16 protein-coding genes are annotated in these 18906 nt (G+C 35.7%); 2 read left to right on the forward strand and 14 right to left on the reverse strand.

Annotated elements, in window-relative coordinates; translation table 11 throughout:
• Positions 1-148 precede the first annotated feature (148 nt).
• The 5 genes from AC1RPX_RS00960 to glpK all read right to left on the reverse strand — a co-directional run bounded on the left by AC1RPX_RS00960 (position 149) and on the right by glpK (position 5999).
• Positions 149-1087, reverse strand: coding sequence for a dihydroorotate oxidase (locus AC1RPX_RS00960; protein ID WP_481761002.1), 939 nt, complete (start codon positions 1085-1087; stop codon positions 149-151).
• Between the two features lie 103 nt (positions 1088-1190).
• Positions 1191-1718, reverse strand: a complete 528-nt coding sequence (locus AC1RPX_RS00965) for a GNAT family N-acetyltransferase (protein WP_409021765.1) — start codon at positions 1716-1718, stop codon at positions 1191-1193.
• Positions 1719-1903: 185 nt separating this feature from the next.
• Positions 1904-2623, reverse strand: a complete 720-nt coding sequence (locus tag AC1RPX_RS00970) for an MIP/aquaporin family protein (protein WP_409022824.1) — start codon at positions 2621-2623, stop codon at positions 1904-1906.
• A gap of 24 nt (positions 2624-2647) precedes the next feature.
• Positions 2648-4468, reverse strand: coding sequence for a type 1 glycerol-3-phosphate oxidase (gene glpO / locus AC1RPX_RS00975; protein WP_481761003.1), 1821 nt, complete (start codon positions 4466-4468; stop codon positions 2648-2650).
• A gap of 13 nt (positions 4469-4481) precedes the next feature.
• Positions 4482-5999 carry a glycerol kinase GlpK gene (gene glpK, locus AC1RPX_RS00980; RefSeq protein WP_481761004.1) on the reverse strand — a complete coding sequence of 506 codons (1518 nt, stop codon included), beginning with the start codon at positions 5997-5999 and terminating at the stop codon, positions 4482-4484.
• Between the two features lie 213 nt (positions 6000-6212).
• On the opposite strand from glpK, the gene AC1RPX_RS00985 reads away from it, so the two are divergent.
• Positions 6213-7166 carry an NADP-dependent oxidoreductase gene (locus AC1RPX_RS00985; protein WP_481761005.1) on the forward strand — a complete coding sequence of 318 codons (954 nt, stop codon included), beginning with the start codon at positions 6213-6215 and terminating at the stop codon, positions 7164-7166.
• Positions 7167-7186: 20 nt separating this feature from the next.
• Positions 7187-8131, forward strand: coding sequence for a Dyp-type peroxidase (locus tag AC1RPX_RS00990; protein WP_481761006.1), 945 nt, complete (start codon positions 7187-7189; stop codon positions 8129-8131).
• A 190-nt stretch (positions 8132-8321) separates the two neighbouring features.
• Here AC1RPX_RS00990 and araA read toward each other — a convergent pair whose 3' ends face one another.
• The 9 genes from araA to AC1RPX_RS01035 form a co-directional block, all read right to left on the reverse strand.
• Positions 8322-9749, reverse strand: a complete 1428-nt coding sequence (gene araA / locus AC1RPX_RS00995; protein ID WP_481761007.1) for an L-arabinose isomerase — start codon at positions 9747-9749, stop codon at positions 8322-8324.
• A 43-nt stretch (positions 9750-9792) separates the two neighbouring features.
• Positions 9793-10494: an L-ribulose-5-phosphate 4-epimerase gene (locus tag AC1RPX_RS01000; protein WP_409021771.1), complete on the reverse strand. Its 702-nt coding sequence runs from the start codon at positions 10492-10494 to the stop codon at positions 9793-9795.
• Positions 10495-10499: 5 nt separating this feature from the next.
• Positions 10500-12116, reverse strand: a complete 1617-nt coding sequence (locus AC1RPX_RS01005; protein WP_481761008.1) for a xylulokinase — start codon at positions 12114-12116, stop codon at positions 10500-10502.
• Positions 12117-12145: 29 nt separating this feature from the next.
• Positions 12146-13513, reverse strand: coding sequence for a sugar porter family MFS transporter (locus AC1RPX_RS01010; RefSeq protein ID WP_481761009.1), 1368 nt, complete (start codon positions 13511-13513; stop codon positions 12146-12148).
• 198 nt (positions 13514-13711) lie between these two features.
• A complete protein-coding gene (locus tag AC1RPX_RS01015) occupies positions 13712-14830 on the reverse strand; it encodes a GntR family transcriptional regulator (RefSeq protein ID WP_481761010.1) in 1119 nt (372 codons plus the stop codon).
• Positions 14831-14921: 91 nt separating this feature from the next.
• Positions 14922-15842: an aldo/keto reductase gene (locus AC1RPX_RS01020; RefSeq protein WP_481761011.1), complete on the reverse strand. Its 921-nt coding sequence runs from the start codon at positions 15840-15842 to the stop codon at positions 14922-14924.
• 74 nt (positions 15843-15916) lie between these two features.
• Positions 15917-17152 (reverse strand): cytosine deaminase, encoded by a 1236-nt coding sequence (gene codA, locus AC1RPX_RS01025; protein WP_481761012.1) that lies wholly within the window; start codon positions 17150-17152, stop codon positions 15917-15919.
• 130 nt (positions 17153-17282) lie between these two features.
• On the reverse strand, positions 17283-17429 hold the full coding sequence (locus AC1RPX_RS01030) for a hypothetical protein (protein ID WP_409021777.1): 147 nt from the start codon (positions 17427-17429) through the stop codon (positions 17283-17285).
• A gap of 105 nt (positions 17430-17534) precedes the next feature.
• Complete coding sequence (locus AC1RPX_RS01035; protein ID WP_481761013.1) at positions 17535-18884, reverse strand: NosD domain-containing protein; 1350 nt, start codon at positions 18882-18884, stop codon at positions 17535-17537.
• Positions 18885-18906: the final 22 nt, after the last annotated feature.

An 18906-nucleotide genomic window follows, 5' to 3' on the forward strand; every position in this document is an offset into this window, starting at 1 on the left:
AGATAATTCACCATTTAATTAGGTAAATTATCTCATTCCATTTAAAGCTAAATATCGTTACGTCTATAGTCCATTAGTCCATGACTAATTTCAGCTGTTTGCCCATATACCTTCGTATAAAGTTGGTATAATTTTCCCTATCTCATCCCTATAAATAATTCAATTTTCCTCTAAAATCTTCAATACTTTGGTACCCTTTTTCTGCCATAATTTCTTCTAGCTCAGTTGTTAGTCGTTCAAAAACAGCGGGTCCTTCAACCATCAACGCTGTTCCAACTTGCACCATACTTGCTCCACATAGAATATGTTCAAAAACATCTTTACCAGTTTGAATGCCACCAGTTCCGATTACTTGAATATTCTTATTTAATCGTTGATAGAACGCATGTACATTAGCTAAAGCAGTCGGCTTAACATATTCGCCGCCAATACCACCAAAACCTTGCTTGGGTTTAATAACGACCGTTTCTGTATCATCATTAATATATAGTCCATTCCCAATACTATTGATACTATTGACATAAGACAATGGATATTTATTTAAAATAGCAGCCATTTGATCAAAATGAATAATATCAAAGTACGGTGGTAATTTAACTCCTAACGGTTTGTGATAACTATTAAAAACAGCTTTTAATATCGCATCAACTGTTTCAAAGTCATAACCCGTTTGGGGCTTTCCTGGTACATTAGGACAAGATAAATTTAATTCAACAATTCCTGCAAAATCTGAATCTGTTACTTTTTGAAGTAACTCGAGATCTTCCGCTAGATTAAAACCCGTAATTGATAAAAAGTATGTTTTACCAGGATGGTTTATCTGATTTTGAGAGACAAAATCTAAATAGTAATCAACGCCATTATTTGGTAAGCCCATTGAATTAATACTACCGAATTCTGTTTCAAAATAACGAGGTTCTGGATTACCCTTACGTGGTTGAAGCGTGCCACTCTTCGTTACAAAAGTTGCCGCCTTAGAACTTTCGACGGCAAGTAATTCGTCGCTATCCATACAATAAACACCCGATGCATTCATCATACAATTATCAAAATTTGAACCCGCTAAAGTCGTTGCTGTTGAAATCAAAAAAATCCCTCCTTCATATTGATACTAGTATACCTTATCAAAATTCAAATTGTTACTTTTTTCACAAAAAAAGACAGCGATATCATTCGCTGTCTTAAACGTTTTATTTTAAAATAATTTGGTAAGCATATCGTGCTGAGTTAACGCCATCTTCCATATGAATGATACCTTTATAATCAAATCCATTTGAGGTAATGACATGTTGCATCCCTTTATTTTCAGGATGTGTATCAACGCGAACATCTTTGTAACCCAATGATCTCGCAATTGTTAATAAGCCTGAAATCATTTTTTCTGATAAACGTTGACCTCTAAATTTTGAAGAAACAGCAACTCGATGAATAGCCGAATAACGTGCTTGTGGGCCATTAATCCATTCGCCATCTTCAATGTTAAGATACATAGGATCTATTCCTAGCCAAAGTGCAGCAGTTCCTGCGATTTCATCTCCAACCATTAAGACATAAGTCAATTGATCTTTAATATCTTGTTCTAAATGGTTCGCCGCCGGGTAAGCACCTTGCCATTGGTCAATTCCCTGTTCTTTAAGGTAAGCTTTTGCTTCCTCAATAATTCCTGTAATTGCTGGTAAGTCTTCTGGCGTTGCCAGTCTTAAGTAAGATACAGTCACTGTTACACATCCTTTATTATGCTTAATCTATTCGTATAAATACGATTGAAAAATTATTATATCGCATAATTTATCAATATACAATAAAAATACCCTTTAAAATTTACTATAAAAAACCTCTATTATTGAATTAAAATTCAATAATAGAGGTTTAACTTAATAATAAATTATTTCAGACATTTAACCTATGCTACAGCTAAGAATAACCCTGCGGCAATCACTGCGCCAGCAAATGGTCCGAAAATTGGTACCCAACTATATGACCAATCTGATCCACCTTTGTTCGCAATTGGTAAAATAGCATGTGCAATACGAGGACCTAAATCACGGGCCGGATTAATTGCATAACCAGTTGTCCCACCAAGTGAAAGACCAATACCAACAATTAAGATACCAACAACGACTGGTGTTAAACCATCTGTAAAGTTACCTTTTGTGAATGCTAGCAAACTAAAGATTAAGACAAATGTCCCAATTAATTCACTTAAAAAGTTATATAGATTACTTTTTATTGCAGGAGCAGTTGCGAATGATCCAAATATTGCATCAGAATCTTTCGTCTCTTTCCAATGTGGCATGTATTGAACCCATACCAGAAAAGCACCAACGATACCACCAGCAACCTGGACAACCATATATGGTAATACAGAAGACCAAGCAATCTTACCAACAATTGCCATTGCCAAAGTTACAGCTGGATTCAAATGTCCTGGTCCCATAAAGGCTGACGCATAGACACCCAAGGTTACGGCAATTCCCCAACCTAATGTGATTGCAATCCAACCAGCACCTTCAGCTTTTGACTTACGTAACGAAACACCAGCAACAACCCCATTACCTAATAATACTAAAATCATTGTGCCTAAAAATTCACCCAAAAGTTGCGTCATAAGACTTGTTGTCATCACACTCACCCCTATTTTTGATGGTTATTTTAAGTAATTCATATCTGATTCTGCAATTGTTGCATCTAAATCTGCAGTTTGTTTTGCTTTTTCTTCTTTAGTCCAGCTATAGTAACTTGCCATTTCGTTAATTACGCCAACTTTAACAGCATCTAATGTATCGCGATGGAAAAGAATATGGTTAGTACGACGCATTAAGTAATCAGTTGGTGTTAACGTCATTTCTTCTTCCATTGAATAGTGAAGACTAGCTGTTTCACCTAAAGAAAGTCCTTCTGCTGCTTTAACGTGAGTCATTTGACTAAATACACGTGCTGCATTTGAACCAAATAAGTTAGCAAATACTGTAGCTTCTTCTTCAGTCAACCCATTGTCCATTCCTTGTTTTGCGAAGAAACTAATTGTTGCTTCAACGTTGTTAGGATCAATATCACCACCTGAAACAGGTAAGTTTTTAGAATCAATCGCATTGAATTCTTGACTATAATTATCTTTCAATAATTTTGTAATTGCAGCCATGGCACCGGCAGCCATCTTACGGTAATCTGTAATTTTACCACCAGCTAATGTTAATAAGCCATCTTTTGAAATAGTCAATGAACTTCCACGTGAAACTTGTGATGCACTTGTCTTATCTTCAGAAAGTGTACTTTCCAAATCATTCAAGACATCTTCAACATCTGTTTTAGTTACTTCATCTTTTTCAAAACGTTCAATAACGTTAATAACATCATTGAAACTCTTCTCACTAATTTTACCTGAGTTTCCACCATTGTAATCTGAACTTCCGTTTGATGAAATCAATGGACGTAATCCAGCCCAACTTGATTCAATATCACTAATTTTGACATTAGCTGTTGGGAAACGTTCGTTAATAATATCAAGTAAGTAATCAGCATCTTCTTGTTCAACACGAGGATGTTCAAAATCACCATGGAAATCAGTATCTGTTGTTCCAAAATATGTTTTATCTTCTCTTGGCACAACGAAGATCATACGACCATCTTGTTTTCCAGAATCAAAGTATGTTGGTTGTGGTACATTTAATTTTTTAGAATCAACAACTAAATGAACACCTTTTGTTGGGCGCATTTGTGGTACAAAATCTTCATCAGTATCCATTTTACGGATAAAATCAGACCATGGACCCGTTGTATTAATAACATATTTAGCATGAATATCAAATTCTTCGCCACTAATTAAATCTAATACATGAACACCAGTAATTTTACCGTCAGCATGCAATAAGTCTAAAGCCTTGATACGACTAACCATCAAGCCGCCATCTTCATGTGCTTTTTTGATATTTTCAATAACTAAACGTGAATCATTATTCTTAAAATCAAGGTAGACACCGCCACCCATTAATTTATCAGATTTTAATTGTGGTTCGCGTTGTAAAACTTCTGCTTTAGAAATTGTGTAGTTAACCCATTGAGGATCAACAACACCTGCCAATTGATCATATAAATTCATTGCAACTTTTACTGAGAACATATCAAAAGTTGCGCCGGGTTCATCATAAATAGGCAATAACATTGATTGTGGACGTGGAATATGTGGTGCAATATGTTGAACCACTGCACGTTCTTGAACAGTATCAGAAACAACTCCGACGTCGAATGTCTTCAAGTAACGAATACCACCATGAACTAATTTTGTTGAACGCGATGATGTTCCTTCAGCGAAATCTTGCATTTCAATTAATCCGTTATTTAAACCCATAGCACTTGCTTGAATAGCAACGCCGGCACCGGTGATACCACCACCAATTGTTAATAAATCCAATTCTTCATTCTTTAATCGTTCGATATCTTGTTTTCTTGATGTTGCTGAAAATGACATAGTTGTATCCCCCTTATTTATTGTTTTTCTTCATTGGTTTATGTTTAAATACTCGAGTTGCTTCAACCGCTTGTTGCCAACCTGCGTATAGATCTTCGCTTTCTTCCACAGGCATTGTTGGTTTAAAAATATCCCCTTCAGTATACTCAGCTTTGAGTTCTTCTAGGTCTTTCCAATAACCAACGGCTAATCCAGCTAAGAAGGCTGCTCCTAAAGCAGTTGTCTCAAGGTCATGAGCACGTTCGATAGGTGTATTTAAAATATCTGCTTGGAAATTCATCAGATAATCATTCTTAGCTGCACCACCATCAACTTTTAGTAACGGAATTTTAATTCCCGTATCTAGTTCCATTGTTTTCACAACATCTCTAGTTTGGTAAGCCAATGATTGTAACGTTGCTTTAATGAAATCTTCACGTGTTGTTCCACGAGTAATTCCAAAGACTGAACCTCGTGCATCAGGATCCCAATAAGGTGCTCCCAATCCTGTAAAGGCAGGTACAACATAAACTTCATTATCATTCGTCGATTCTTTAGCTGCTTGTTCTGTGTCTGGTGCATGTTCCACCAAGCGCATCCCGTCTCTTAACCATTGAATTGCTGAACCAGCAACGAAGATACTACCTTCCAAAGCGTAATAAACTTTACCATTAATCCCATAACCAATTGTCGTTAATAAATTATTTTTAGATAATTTAGGTTCTGTCCCTGTATTCATGACAATAAATGAACCTGTTCCATAAGTATTCTTAACCATTCCTGGTTCAAATGCCATTTGACCAAACAAAGCAGCTTGTTGATCTCCAGCCATTCCTGAAATTGGCACTTCACTACCATAAAAATGATAATCTTTCGTATGTCCGTAAACTTCAGAATTTGATTTAACTTCTGGTAACATAACTGCTGGAATATTCATAATTTTTAGAATTTCTTCATCCCACTTCAAATCATGAATGTTAAATAACATTGTCCGACTAGCATTAGAATAATCAGTTACATGTGTTTCGTCACCTGATAATTTCCATGTTAACCAAGTATCAATAGTTCCAAAAAGTAATTCGCCTTTTTCGGCTCTTTCTTGGGCGCCATCAACATGATCTAAAATCCAACGAATTTTAGTTGCTGAGAAGTAGGCATCTATCAGTAATCCTGTCTTTTCATGAATTAATTCATCATAGCCATCTTGTTTTAATTGTTCCGCAATTTCTGCCGTTTGACGTGATTGCCAAACAATTGCGTTGTAGATGGGTAATCCCGTTTTCTTATCCCAGATAACAGTTGTTTCACGTTGGTTGGTAATCCCAACTCCTGCTATTTGCTTAGGTTTAATCCCGGAATCGATAAATGTATTTGCGATTGTCGATAATACTGCGTTCCATATCTCATTTGCATTGTGCTCAACCCAGCCAGGTTGAGGAAAATATTGTGGAAATTCGCGTTGTGCATCAGAAACTTTCTGACCTTTGTGATTAAATATAATTGCTCTTGTACTTGTCGTTCCTTCATCAATAGATAAAATATATTTTTCCAAATAACTCACATTCTTTCTTTTTAATTATTTATGAAAACGCTATCATTTACCAATATGGATATTATACATCTTCAAAAATACGTTGTCAATTAGATTGCGCAAAATACATTGTTACAAAATTTGTTATTCTCCCTCGTTTTGTAAACCTTTTCTTAAAATTATGGTATATTGGGACTAGTACCAATATGATTTTAATCTAGGGAGGTTATACTTATGAAAGCATTTGGCTTTAACCAATATGGTGACGCAACCGTATTTGAGGAATTAAAAGTTAATCCAGAAGTAGCGCTTAAATCAAAACAGGTTAGGGTTTCAATCGAAGCGATTGGCATTAACCCATTTGATGCAATTTTACGTGCCGGTTATATGAAAGACGTTATGCCTTTACCATTTCCAATTGTACCTGGAGGTGACGTAACGGGTATTATTACTGAAATTGGCGATGAAGTTACTCATTTTAATATCGGTGATGCTGTTGTTGTTCATAAGGCTTTCGGTGGCTACGCAGAAGAACTTGTCGTCTTTACATCACATATTGCTAAGCGACCTGATAATATGACGATTGCTGAAGCTGCTGGGCTACCAACACCTGGTATAGCGGCATACAATATTTTGAACTTTTTTGCAAAAGCAAGGGCTGGTGAAACCATCTTTATTGAAGGCGCTTCTGGAAGTGTCGGATCGATTTTAGTGCAACTTGCTAAATTGATGGAATTAACTGTTCTCGCTAGTGGTTCAAGCACCAACGAACCCTATGTTCGTCGACTAGGTGCAGATCATTATAGCGCCTACGATAAAGAAAATCCCGCCGAAACTTTTAAAGATATGGCTGACATTGTTGTTGATGCAACTCCTGGCGGTCTTGGCAGTGAGGTAGGCGTCAAAGCATTGAAGACAAACGGCAGAATGGTATCGTTAGTTAGCGTTCCAACCGACTCTGTTCAAGCATCAAAGCCACTCGCAGATTACTACCTTGTTGAGAATGTTAAAGAGTTAAAAGATAGTGACACGCTAACTTTCTTAACAGATTTAATGATGCAAGATGAATTAGAAATTAAAATAGCAAAAAAATATCACTTTAATTTAACCGATATTATTGAAACCCATAAACAATTAAATTCACCACATAATGCAGGTAAAATGGTTATAATCGTTAAAGGAAATTAAAAGTCTAAGGAGCATTTATTATGTCAGTAAACGAAAAGTTAACACAAGATGTTTATAAAGATTTAGGTGAAGCTGTTAATTTCACCATTCTAAACTTAAATCACAAAGATCAAAAAGTTGAATTAGAAGCAGTTCAAGAGCTATCTGACCGTATTCCGGCCATCATCCGTAGTATGAACGTTCGTTATCCAAAAGCTAACTTAAAAGTTGCCTTTGGTTTTGGCTCTGATGCTTGGGATTATCTTTTCCCTGATGCTATCAAACCTGTTGAACTTACCCATTTTAAAGAAATTGTTGGGCCTAAATACACTGCCATTTCAACTCCTGGCGATTTATTCTTTCATGTTCGCGCTGGTGAAAGTGCTGTTGTCTATGAAGTTATGGCGCAATTTATGCTTTTCATTAAGGATGTCACAACTGTAGAAGATGAAACACACGGCTTCCGTTATTTTGAAGGCCGCGCCGTTATTGGTTTCATTGATGGTACTGAAAACCCAGATGTTAATGAAGCACTCGATTACGCCGTTATTGGGGGCGAAGATCCTGATTTTACAAACGGTTCTTATGCTTTTGCTCAAAAGTATATCCATAATATGGCCGCTTGGAATGCCTTAAAGACTGAAGACCAAGAAAAAGCAATTGGTCGGAAGAAAGATTCTGATTTAGAATTAACTGACGAAGAAAAATTACCAAATTCTCATAACGTTGCTTCACAAGATATGAAAGATGGCATTGAGCATAAAATTGTCCGTATGAACGTTCCCTTCTCAGAACCTGGGAAAGACATTACAGGGACATACTTCATTGGTTACGCACGTCATTTTGCAGTAACTAATCGAATGCTCATTAATATGTTCGAAAGTAAAAGTGATCGATTATTAGATTTCAGTACCGCTGAAACCGGTAATTTATTCTTTATCCCTTCAAAAACAACTTTAGAACAAATTGTGGATGGAAATCTATAACACGAAAGTCTGAGATTATTTTTTCAGATGCAGATAAAATTCTCAATTATTATCATTAGAAATCTAAATCGGTGCTTACGAATCTTTATTTTCGTAAGCACCGATTTTATTTGATATAAATCATATTTGATTACTCTTCTTACACAAAAAAAGGATATCGCTTTAACAGCGATATCCTTTAAAATATTAATTATTTTTTAATTTCAACATATTCAAGATCAAACATCTTAGCAAGATCAACAACTTGTTGTTCCTTCACGTTCATTGAAAGAACAGTATGATGACCACCACCATTTTCAATCCATGAATGAACGCCTTCTTTAAAACTTGGTTCTGGAATCCATAATTGACGAGCTACTGGCAAGTTAGGAGCTTCAACTTCTGGTTTTTGACCTTCAACAGAGTTAATTAATAATTTGTATTCAGTACCAAAGTCAGACATTGAAACAACGACACCTTTACCATTTGAACCATCAAAGATCAAACGAGCTGGATCTTCGCGGTCACCAATACCTAATGGATGTACTTCCACGCGTGGTTTTGTTGAAGCTAATGTAGGATCAACTTCTAACATATGTGAACCAAGAGTTACTTCATGACCCGCACGTAAATCATACGTGTAATCTTCCATAAATCCAGTAGCTTTATTATGTGCAAGAACCTTCATCAAACGGTCGATTGCAGCAGTCTTCCAGTCACCTTCACCAGCGAAACCATAACCTTCAGCGTTTAAACGTTGAACAGCCATACCTGGTAATTGTTTCATGCCCCAAAGATCTTCGAAGTTAGATGTGAATGCATTGTAGCCACCACGTTCCATAAATTTACGTAAAGCAATTTCAATTCTAATTTGTTCTTTAACATGGTCTTCGTAGAAGGCAGGATCGTTGTCGCCAACAACCATATCGTACATACTTTCACATTCTTTATATGTTGCATTAATTTCAGCGTCAGTTACTTCTTTCATTTCAGCAACTAAATCACCAATACCAAAGTAATCTACAGTCCAACCAAATTTGATTTGTGCTTCAACTTTATCACCATCTGTAACGGCAACATTACGCATGTTATCGCCAAAACGAGCAACTTTAATGTTGAAACTTTCACCGTAAGCAACAGCAACATCCATCCAGTCAGCAATTTGTGATTGAACTGCTTCATCTTTCCAGTAACCAACAACAACTTTATTATGTTTTTGAAGACGAGCATTGATAAAGCCGTATTCACGGTCTCCATGAGCACTTTGGTTTGTGTTCATGTAATCCATATCAATTGTTGACCAAGGAATATTTTCACCAAATTGTGTTGCTAAATGTAGCAATGGTTTTTGTAATAATTTTGTTCCACGAATCCAGTTTTTAGCAGGTGAGAAAGTATGCATCCAAGTAATCACACCAGCAACTTTGTCTTCAAAGTTAGCTTCTTTCATGATGTTAGTAATAACTTCAGCAGTTGTTGCAACTTCTTTAAAGACAATTTTGTATGGTAGTGAACCACTAGCATTTAAATTATCAATAATTTTTTCTGCATCACCTTGAACAACGTCTAAAACATCTTGACCGTATAAACCTTGACTACCGACAACGAACCAAAATTCTTTTTCACTAACTTTTAACATAATATAATTCCTCCTAATAGTTTATTATTTTTAAAAACGTGTTTTAGTGTTTAATTTGACCATAATATGCATTTTTACCATGTTTTCTTAGGAAATGCTTATCCAATAAGTATTGTGGCATGTCAATTGCATGTGGATTCAATTGCAATGTATGATAAGTCATCTTTGCAACTTCTTCTAAGACAACAGCATTATGCACAGCATCTAAAGCAGATGTACCCCATGTAAATGGACCATGATCATTAACCAAAACAGCTGGAATTTGATCAGGATCGAGTCCACGTTTTTTGAACGTTTCGACAATCACGTCACCTGTTTGTTTTTCATATTCTGTGACAACTTCAGCTTCATTCATGATACGGCTTGCTGGAACTGAGCCATAAAAGGTATCTGCATGTGTTGTACCGGCTGCTGGAATATCCAAGCCTGCTTGTGCGAATGAAACAGCCCAAGGTGAGTGAGTATGAACGACACCTTTAATATTAGGGAAGTTATTGTATAGAATGCGATGCGTTTCTGTATCGCTTGAGGGATTCATATCACCCTCAATTTTCTTACCGTCTAAATCAACAACAACCATATCTTCAGGTTTTAAATCATCGTAATCAACACCAGATGGTTTGATGACGAATAACCCTTTTTCACGATCGATTCCACTCACGTTACCCCATGTAAAGGTAATTAAGTTGTACTTAGGTAACAGCATGTTAGCATCGTACACTTCTTGTTTTAGCTTTTCTAACATATATACTAGTTCCTCTTTTCTTCCTTAATTTTTTTTATTGCCTCTGACTCAATAGACAAGCCAGCTTCGTATCTAGCTATAAATGTATTGTAACCTTCTACACCTTCAGGTTCTGGGCTTAACGTCATACTTTCTGGGTCTACAAAAACTTCATGATCTAAGAAGTCTTCTAAGCTTTGACCGTTATTATTTTTCTTAGCAAATATTGCTAAGACAGCCATTCCCCAAGGTCCACCCTCACCAGCAGTATTCATAACCGTAATTGGAATATTCAACGTATTAGCTAATACTTGTTGTCCGATTACAGCTGTTTTTAAAATACCACCTTGAGCAATCATTACATCAGTTTGGATATGTTCTTCTTGACTTAAAATATCCATTCCAATCTTAAGTGGTGCAAATGCCGCATATAATTGCGTCTTGATGAAGTTAGGTAATGTAAAGTTACTGTTAGGTGTTCGAACAAATAATGGACGACCTTCAGGCATATGTGTAATATTTTCACCTGATAAGTAACTATAATTCATTAATCCACCTGCATCGGCATCAGCATGAGTTGATTCTAAGAATAATCGTTCATACAACTGATCTGGTGTTAAATGAACACCTAGTTTTGCTGCGAACTCGCCAAAGATTGAAGCCCATGCATTAATATCTGACGAACTATTATTAACATGAACCATTGCAACTGGCGCACCACTTGGTGTTGTTACAATATCAATATCTTTGTACACTTTTTTCATAGGCTGATCTAAAACAGTCATAGAAAAAGCAGAGGTTCCAACTGAGATATTACCTGTTCTCTTACGTACACTGTTGGTCCCAACCATCCCTGTACCTGCGTCACCTTCAGGTGGTGCCATCAAGCTACCACTTTCAAGTTTGCCACTAACATCAAGTAATTTAGCTCCTGTATCTGTTAATGATCCAGCATTTTCACCAGCTCTCAAAACAGTAGGTAGGATGTCTTTAATATCCCAATCATAAGCAGAAACTTTTTCAATACCACTGAATTTATCTAATAAATCAGCTGAGTATGTGCCTGTTTTTTCATCAATTGGGAAAATACCAGAGGCATCCCCAATTCCGATAACTTTTTTACCAGATAACATATAATGAACATAACTAGCTAATGTTTCTAAATGACCAATGTCATTTACATGGGCTTCATTATTTAAAACAGCTTGATAAAGATGTGCAATACTCCAACGTTGTGGAATATTGAAGTTTAACAACTCTGTTAATTCATCAGCTGATTGTTCTGTATTATTATTTCTCCATGTTCTAAAGGGAACTAATAAATCATCAGATTTCGAAAAGACAAGGTAACCATGCATCATAGCACTGATACCAATTGAATCTATTTTTGTTAATGATTCATGGTATTTGCTTTGAACATTTGCAGCCATTTGTCTATAACTAGCTTGAATCCCCGTCCAAACTTGTTCAAGAGAATAAGTCCAAAGACCATCCTCCAATTGGTTTTCCCAATTGAAGCTCCCTGTTGCAATTGTCTTAAAATCGTCCGTAACTAAAACTGCTTTGATACGTGTTGAGCCTAATTCAATTCCAAGTGAAACTTGACCATTTTTTATTGCTTGAGATGTTTTTACTAAATCCATATCAATTACACTCCTAACGTATAGGTTACTTAATTTCTTGTACCTTCTTTTTCAATTTCTTCTAATGAGCGACCACGTGTTTCTGGAACGAAGAAACGAATGAATAGAACACCTAATAAACAAATGATTCCGAAGATTGCGAACACAGCATCTTGTGGCATTGAAGCTGTCATAATAGGGAATAATAGTCCTACTAAGAATGATCCAATCCAGTTAGCTGAAGATGCAATTCCTGAAGCACTTCCACGAACAGCTAATGGGAATAATTCACCAACTAATACCCATGTAAGTGGAGCCCATGTAAATGAGTAGAATGCAACGTAGATACATAAGAAAACAACAATCATCATAGGACTCGTATTTGGTACAACCATGTTAATGATTGTAGGTAAGATAAATGATAGTCCCATTACTAAACCGCCAAGAATTAAAAGTGTTCTACGTTTAAATTTATCTGCAATAACTAAGAATAAGAGTGAACCTAAGACAAGGATAATCCCTTGAATAATTGGCCACATTAGTGCTGAACTTGCTTCATTCCCAGTTGCTTTTTCAACAATTAAAGGAATGTAATAGAAGATTGCGTTAGCCCCTTGGAATTGTTGGAATGCAGCAACACCAACACCGGCCATAACTAAGTAACGATATTTACCTGTGAATAATTGAACCATTGATGTTTTTTCAATATGATTTTCTTCACCCGCAGTAGTTTGAATATCAGCTAATTCTTGTTCAACTTCATTAGCTGGACGAATCCAAGTTAATACTTGGCGAGCTTCATCAACTTTATTTGTTTTAACTAAGAAACGAGGTGATTCTGGTAAACGTGAAACCCCAAAGTATAAAACAACAGCTGGTACTGCTGCTAAGCCAAGCATAACGCGCCATGCCCATGCTTCAGGTAAATCTTTTAATAGAAAATCCATAATATATGAAAGTAACATTCCGGAAACAATCATTGTTTGATTAATTCCTGATAGTCGTCCTCGTAATTTAGCCGGAGACATTTCTGACATGTATGCTGGTACTAATGCTGATGAAGCACCAACTGCTAGTCCAAGGAAAATACGAACAATAATTAAATACATTTGGCCATTATTTGGTGAGAATGATGCGAGTAATGAACCAATAACGAAAATAATAGCTGACATCAAAATCATTTTACGTCGACCTAGCTTATCTGAAAGCTTACCGGCTAACGCGCCACCAAAGATGGCACCGAACATAACTCCTGAAGTAATCCAACCAACGGTTCCGGCACTATTTTGAAGAGCCCAATCTTTTTGCAAGAATGGTAAAGCCCCCGTCATAACCCCGATATCGTATCCGAACAAAATTCCTCCGAATGACCCAAAAAAGTAAATAAACTTACTAGATATTTTCTTTTCTTTTTGCATATGACACCTCCAAATTTTATTGTCCGATTGGTACGACCAACCGAAAAACCTACAGCAACCGTTTTCTGAAAACGTTTGCATTTATCAACAAGGTCATTTTCTCACATTCATTCGAACAAATCAATAGTTATTTTTATTTGTTCGAATGAATTTCAAAAAAATAAGTATTACTCAAATTTGAGTAATACTTATCATGCTTTAATTCCTATTTTTAACGCTTTCTCGAATGATTAGCTTTGCATCATATACGACAGATTTCGCCGACATTGTTTTAGAATTAATCATTTTTAATAACATCGTCGCAGCTTCTCGGCCCATTTTTTCCTTTGGATGTCTAATTGTTGTTAATTTAGGTGACATATATTTTGATAATTGATAATCATCAAAACCAACAATTGAGATATCTTCAGGAATTTTCATTCCCATCGACTTAACAATATCTATTAATTTAATGGCAAGCTGGTCATTGTAACAAACAATCGCGGTTGGATGATCCGATCTATGCAGAATCTTTTCAATTTTTTTATAGATATTTTGCATTGAATCAGCAGATTGGTACATCAATATCTCACTTTGGTATGAAATAGCTGAATGTTCCATATAAGCTTGCACGAATCCATTCATTCTTAACTGACCTTGTTTATCATCCACTTTAAAAATACCAAGTATTTTTCCATGTCCTTCATTTATCAAATGCTCTGTAGCAACCTCACTACCATTAAAATCATTTAACTCTAAGTATGGAATTTCCAAGTTTTCATAATGTGCATTAATAAAAAGGACTGGTATTTTTTGCGCCACTATCTTTTCGTATAAATCCTTATTTTTATTTATTAATGCGCTTTGTGTTGGTTCTACGATTAGTCCAGATAAATTCATTTCAAGCATTCTTAAAAGGCTATATCGTTCTTTTTCAGCATTATCAAGCGTATTACTTAGCATGATTGTATATCCCTCTTCAGAAATAATACGATCTATTCCAGTGATAATATTTGGAAAAATATAATCAGCAATATGTGTCGTCATGACACCAATTATTTTATTATTTTGTGTCACTTTTTTTACAGTATGCCAATCATTAACGAAGATACCGCCACCTTGTATTCGGTAGACATACCCTGCATTCTCTAAATCACCAATTGCTTTACGAACCGCATAACGACTAGATTCGTAAATCGACATTAACTGTGATTCAGTCATTAATTTATCGTTTACTTCATATTCACCCGCGACAATTTTCGCTTTAATTTCACGATAAACATGCTCATATTTGTTTTCCAAATCAAATCCACCACCTATTAATTCTAATTTTACCATACCCAGTATGTTAACTACGAAATTTTCATACGCTTAATATAAAAAGTAACCAACTAAAATAGTAATTAGTTAGTTACTTTAATTTTTTCATTTATGGTAATTTATTTCCTGCTGCACGATAAATTTCGTACCATTCTTCATGTGTTAGCTCAAGTTCTGAAGCATTCGCAATTTCAACAATTCTTTTTGCGTTCATTGTTCCAGCAATCACCTGCATTTTAGCTGGGTGACGTAGAATAAATGCTGTTGCGATTCCAGTATTAGTTGTTTCTTTTTCTTTAGCTAAACGGTTTAAAACTTCATTTAATTCAGCAAATTTTGGATTATCTAAGAATGTACCTTCAAAGAATCCGTATTGGAATGGTGACCATGCTTGAATCGTCATTTTTTTAAGACGCGAATATTCTAAAATACCGCCATCACGATTAATTCCAGCATCATTAACCATATTCACATTTGTTCCCAAATCAATCATTCCAGTGTGCATGACACCGAATTGGAGTTGGTTAACTAATAGTTTCATATCCAAAGCTTGTTGTAATAAATCAACTTGCCCAGGATAGAAATTACTAACACCAAAATGACGTACTTTTCCAGATTTTTGTAGTTTTTCAAATACACGAGCAATAGCTTCAGGTTCCATTAACGTATCAGGTCTGTGTAACAATAAGCTATCAATATATTCCGTATTTAATCGTTTTAAAATACCGTCAACACTTTTTTCAATGTGTTCAGCAGTAAAATTATACTCTACACCTGGAACGATACCACATTTTGATTGAAGAATAATGTCTTCACGTGATAACCCAGTTTCAGTAAATCCTGCCGCAAACACTTCTTCAGCTTTTCCTGCACCATAAATATCTGCGTGATCAAAGAAATTAATGCCATGATCAACTGATGTTTGAATCATTTCTGCAGCTTGCCCAGTCGACAATTCTGGCATGCGCATGCATCCCAAACCGACAGATGATACTTGAAGTTCGCTATCGCCTAAATTAATCATTTTCATTTTATTACCCCTTTTCAAGTCATGCCTTGATTCTAGCATTCAAATCAAGAAGGCGCTACCAAAACGATTACTTACTAGATATATAACTGGGTTTCTGCTGGCTTGGTTTCACTAATCACATCACCATTATGGACTGATAACATAACGGCAGCACGTGTATTCAACGCATCATAAAAATTATCACTATCCATAATGACGAAATTAGCTGGTTTTCCAACTTCAATTCCATAATGATCCATAACATGCATAGATTTAGCGCCATTAGTCGTCACAAATCGGTAAGCATTCATAATTTGACTATAACCCATAATCTGAGTCGCATGTAATCCCATGTGCAAGGCGTCTAACATGTTGCCATCTCCCATTGGATACCATGGATCTTTGATGTCATCTTCACCAAATGCAACGTTCAACCCATTCTCATCCAATTCTTTGACGCGTGTTAACCCACGACGCTTTGGATATGTGTCAAAACGTCCACCTAAGAACATATTTACAAGTGGATTAGCAATAAAGTTCATTTCTGACATCTTCAATAAACGCATTAATTTGTACAAATAAGCATCATCATATGAACCCATCGCTGTTGTATGTGATGCTGTAACCTTATCTTTCATCCCTGTTTCTAAAGCTAATGTCGCAACGGTTTCCAAGCTACGAGAACTAGGATCATCGATTTCATCCGTATGTGCATCAAATAATAAATTATATTTCTGAGCCAATTCAAAAGCGAAATGGAGTGATTCAACTGCATATTCTCTATTAAATTCAAAATGGGGAATTGCACCAATTGCATCCACTCCTAATTCAGCAGCTTTTGTCATTAATTCCTTCCCATTTGGAAATGATAAAATACCTTCTTGTGGGAAAGCAACTAATTGTAATTCCATCCAAGGTTTAACTTCTTCGCGGACCTCAATTAAAGCTTTCAAAGCCACTAAATCAGGATCAGTCACATCAACATGTGAACGAACAAACTGAACACCATGGGCTGCCTGCATTTTTAATGCTGTAACAGCACGTTCTTTAACATCTTCATGGGTTAACGTCTTTTTACGTTCAGACCAAATCCGAATGCCATCAAATAAAGTCCCAGATTCGTTCCATTCCGGATCACCTGCTGTGAGCGTTGAATCCAAATGAACATGTGGATCAACAAATGGCGGTAACATCAATTTATCGGTTGCATCAATGACTTTTTCATCAGCATTTTGTTGTAAATTTACCCCAATCTCAGTAAACATGCCATTTTCTACTCGAATATCTTGTAATTCTTCTTTATTTTCAATATGTACTTGTTTAATTAACATCGATTATCACTCCTCATTAAATTATCTATCATTCAAATTGTACATGACTTACACCCAATTTAATATTTTTAGTTAACTAAAAAAAGATTAATTCCAAGAATACTTAGAATTAATCTTTGAACTTTTATAATTAGTTTTTTTCTGCACCTAACTTAGTTGATTCATCTTCAATAAATTTAAAACCTGATTGTTTTTTTTCAGCTTGTGGATGTTTAGCACGTTCGTCCATTGCTTTTTGAGCCATTGCTTTGCGTTGTTCTTTACTCAACTTTGCCATTGCTATCGCCTCTTTTGATTTGGACAGTTATATTAAGTTCTAACTTCAACTTTCATTATAGTCCTATTTTATCAAAGTGGCACAAATTAAATCATTTATTTAAAATTACTGTTTTTTTGGGACGGTTGGTGTTGCTCTAAAAGCATTCACATTTTTATCCAAAATAACTTGTTCATTGCTTCCAGAATCTAAAATTGTATTTTGCGTTGACTTCTTTTCAACCAAAACAGTTGTTACTGTGACTTTTTTTAATTCTTCGGTTGCTAGTAACGCATCTACTTGTGCAGAAAATGCTGAATCGCCACTACCTGATTGAATTTCTGTAGCCACAACATTATTATTTGCAATATAATTACCATGTCCGGCAGCAAGTCGGATAATGACCGGTGTTGCACCAACTGGTTTAAGCGTGTTTTGATCAACCGTTTCTGAAAAATGATTTCCAATGACGGAATTATCATTACCGCTAATTGATAACAGCCCATATAAATCGTCTAATCCATTATCTCGATGTTGCATAGGCGCCCACGGTTCTTGATCATGCAGCATATGGTTTGAAGAAACCAATATCTCTGAGCAATTATCATCTAAAATAACCATTCCGGGATAAAATGCATGAATGCGATTATTTGTAACAGACGATTTCGTCACGCCAGATAATGAAATGCTACTTGCACCTCTTGGGAAAATATTATTAGTCGTAATTAGCAGTCCTCCGAAGTTTTCCGCAAAAATGGTATAGCCATTAAATCCAGCGCCCATTAAATTTTCAGTTACTTTCGAAGCTTGTCCCCATCCACGTAGTTCAATACAATTACCACATTCAGCAATAAAATTATCGTGGATTGTTAATGCATCTGCGTTATAAATGGTTACACCATGTTCTAAGTAAACAAAACCCATTTCTGTAATACGGAATGAATCTTGTGCACTTGCAACATAAATTCCAGTCTTACCATTCACATACGTATTTTCTGGATTTTTTTCGCCTGTGCCATCATCAATAAAGTGTAACCCATCAATATTAAAGTTCGAAAATTCGACTGAACTAATACGCGGATTTCCTTCTCTTGCAACATAGAAAGCTGCACCTTCAGATTCTTCATCCGTTGTTTTAGGATCGAGGTCAACAAGAACACGACTACCACCAGGCCATAATTCATGTAAATTTGACCATTCGTTTTGTGGTACGTTAAACCGAATGCTTGATGACGTAAATCCATGCCCAGATCCTTGAATTTTAAGAAAACTAATATCTATTAAGACTTGTGTACGCAAGTGATAATCAGCTGGTGGTAGATAAATAACTGCCCCTGGTTTTCCACCATCATTGCTATTACTATCAGTTTGATGACTTTTAATATCAGTAATAATACTATTAATAACTTCCCCAATATCTTCGTACGGGTTACCAATAGGCCATTTTGTTACATCATAATAATTTTTGTTTGTCATTATTTTACCCTCCAATTTTGTT

This window comes from Dellaglioa sp. CoH-56-MRSF-14 (assembly GCF_056782115.1).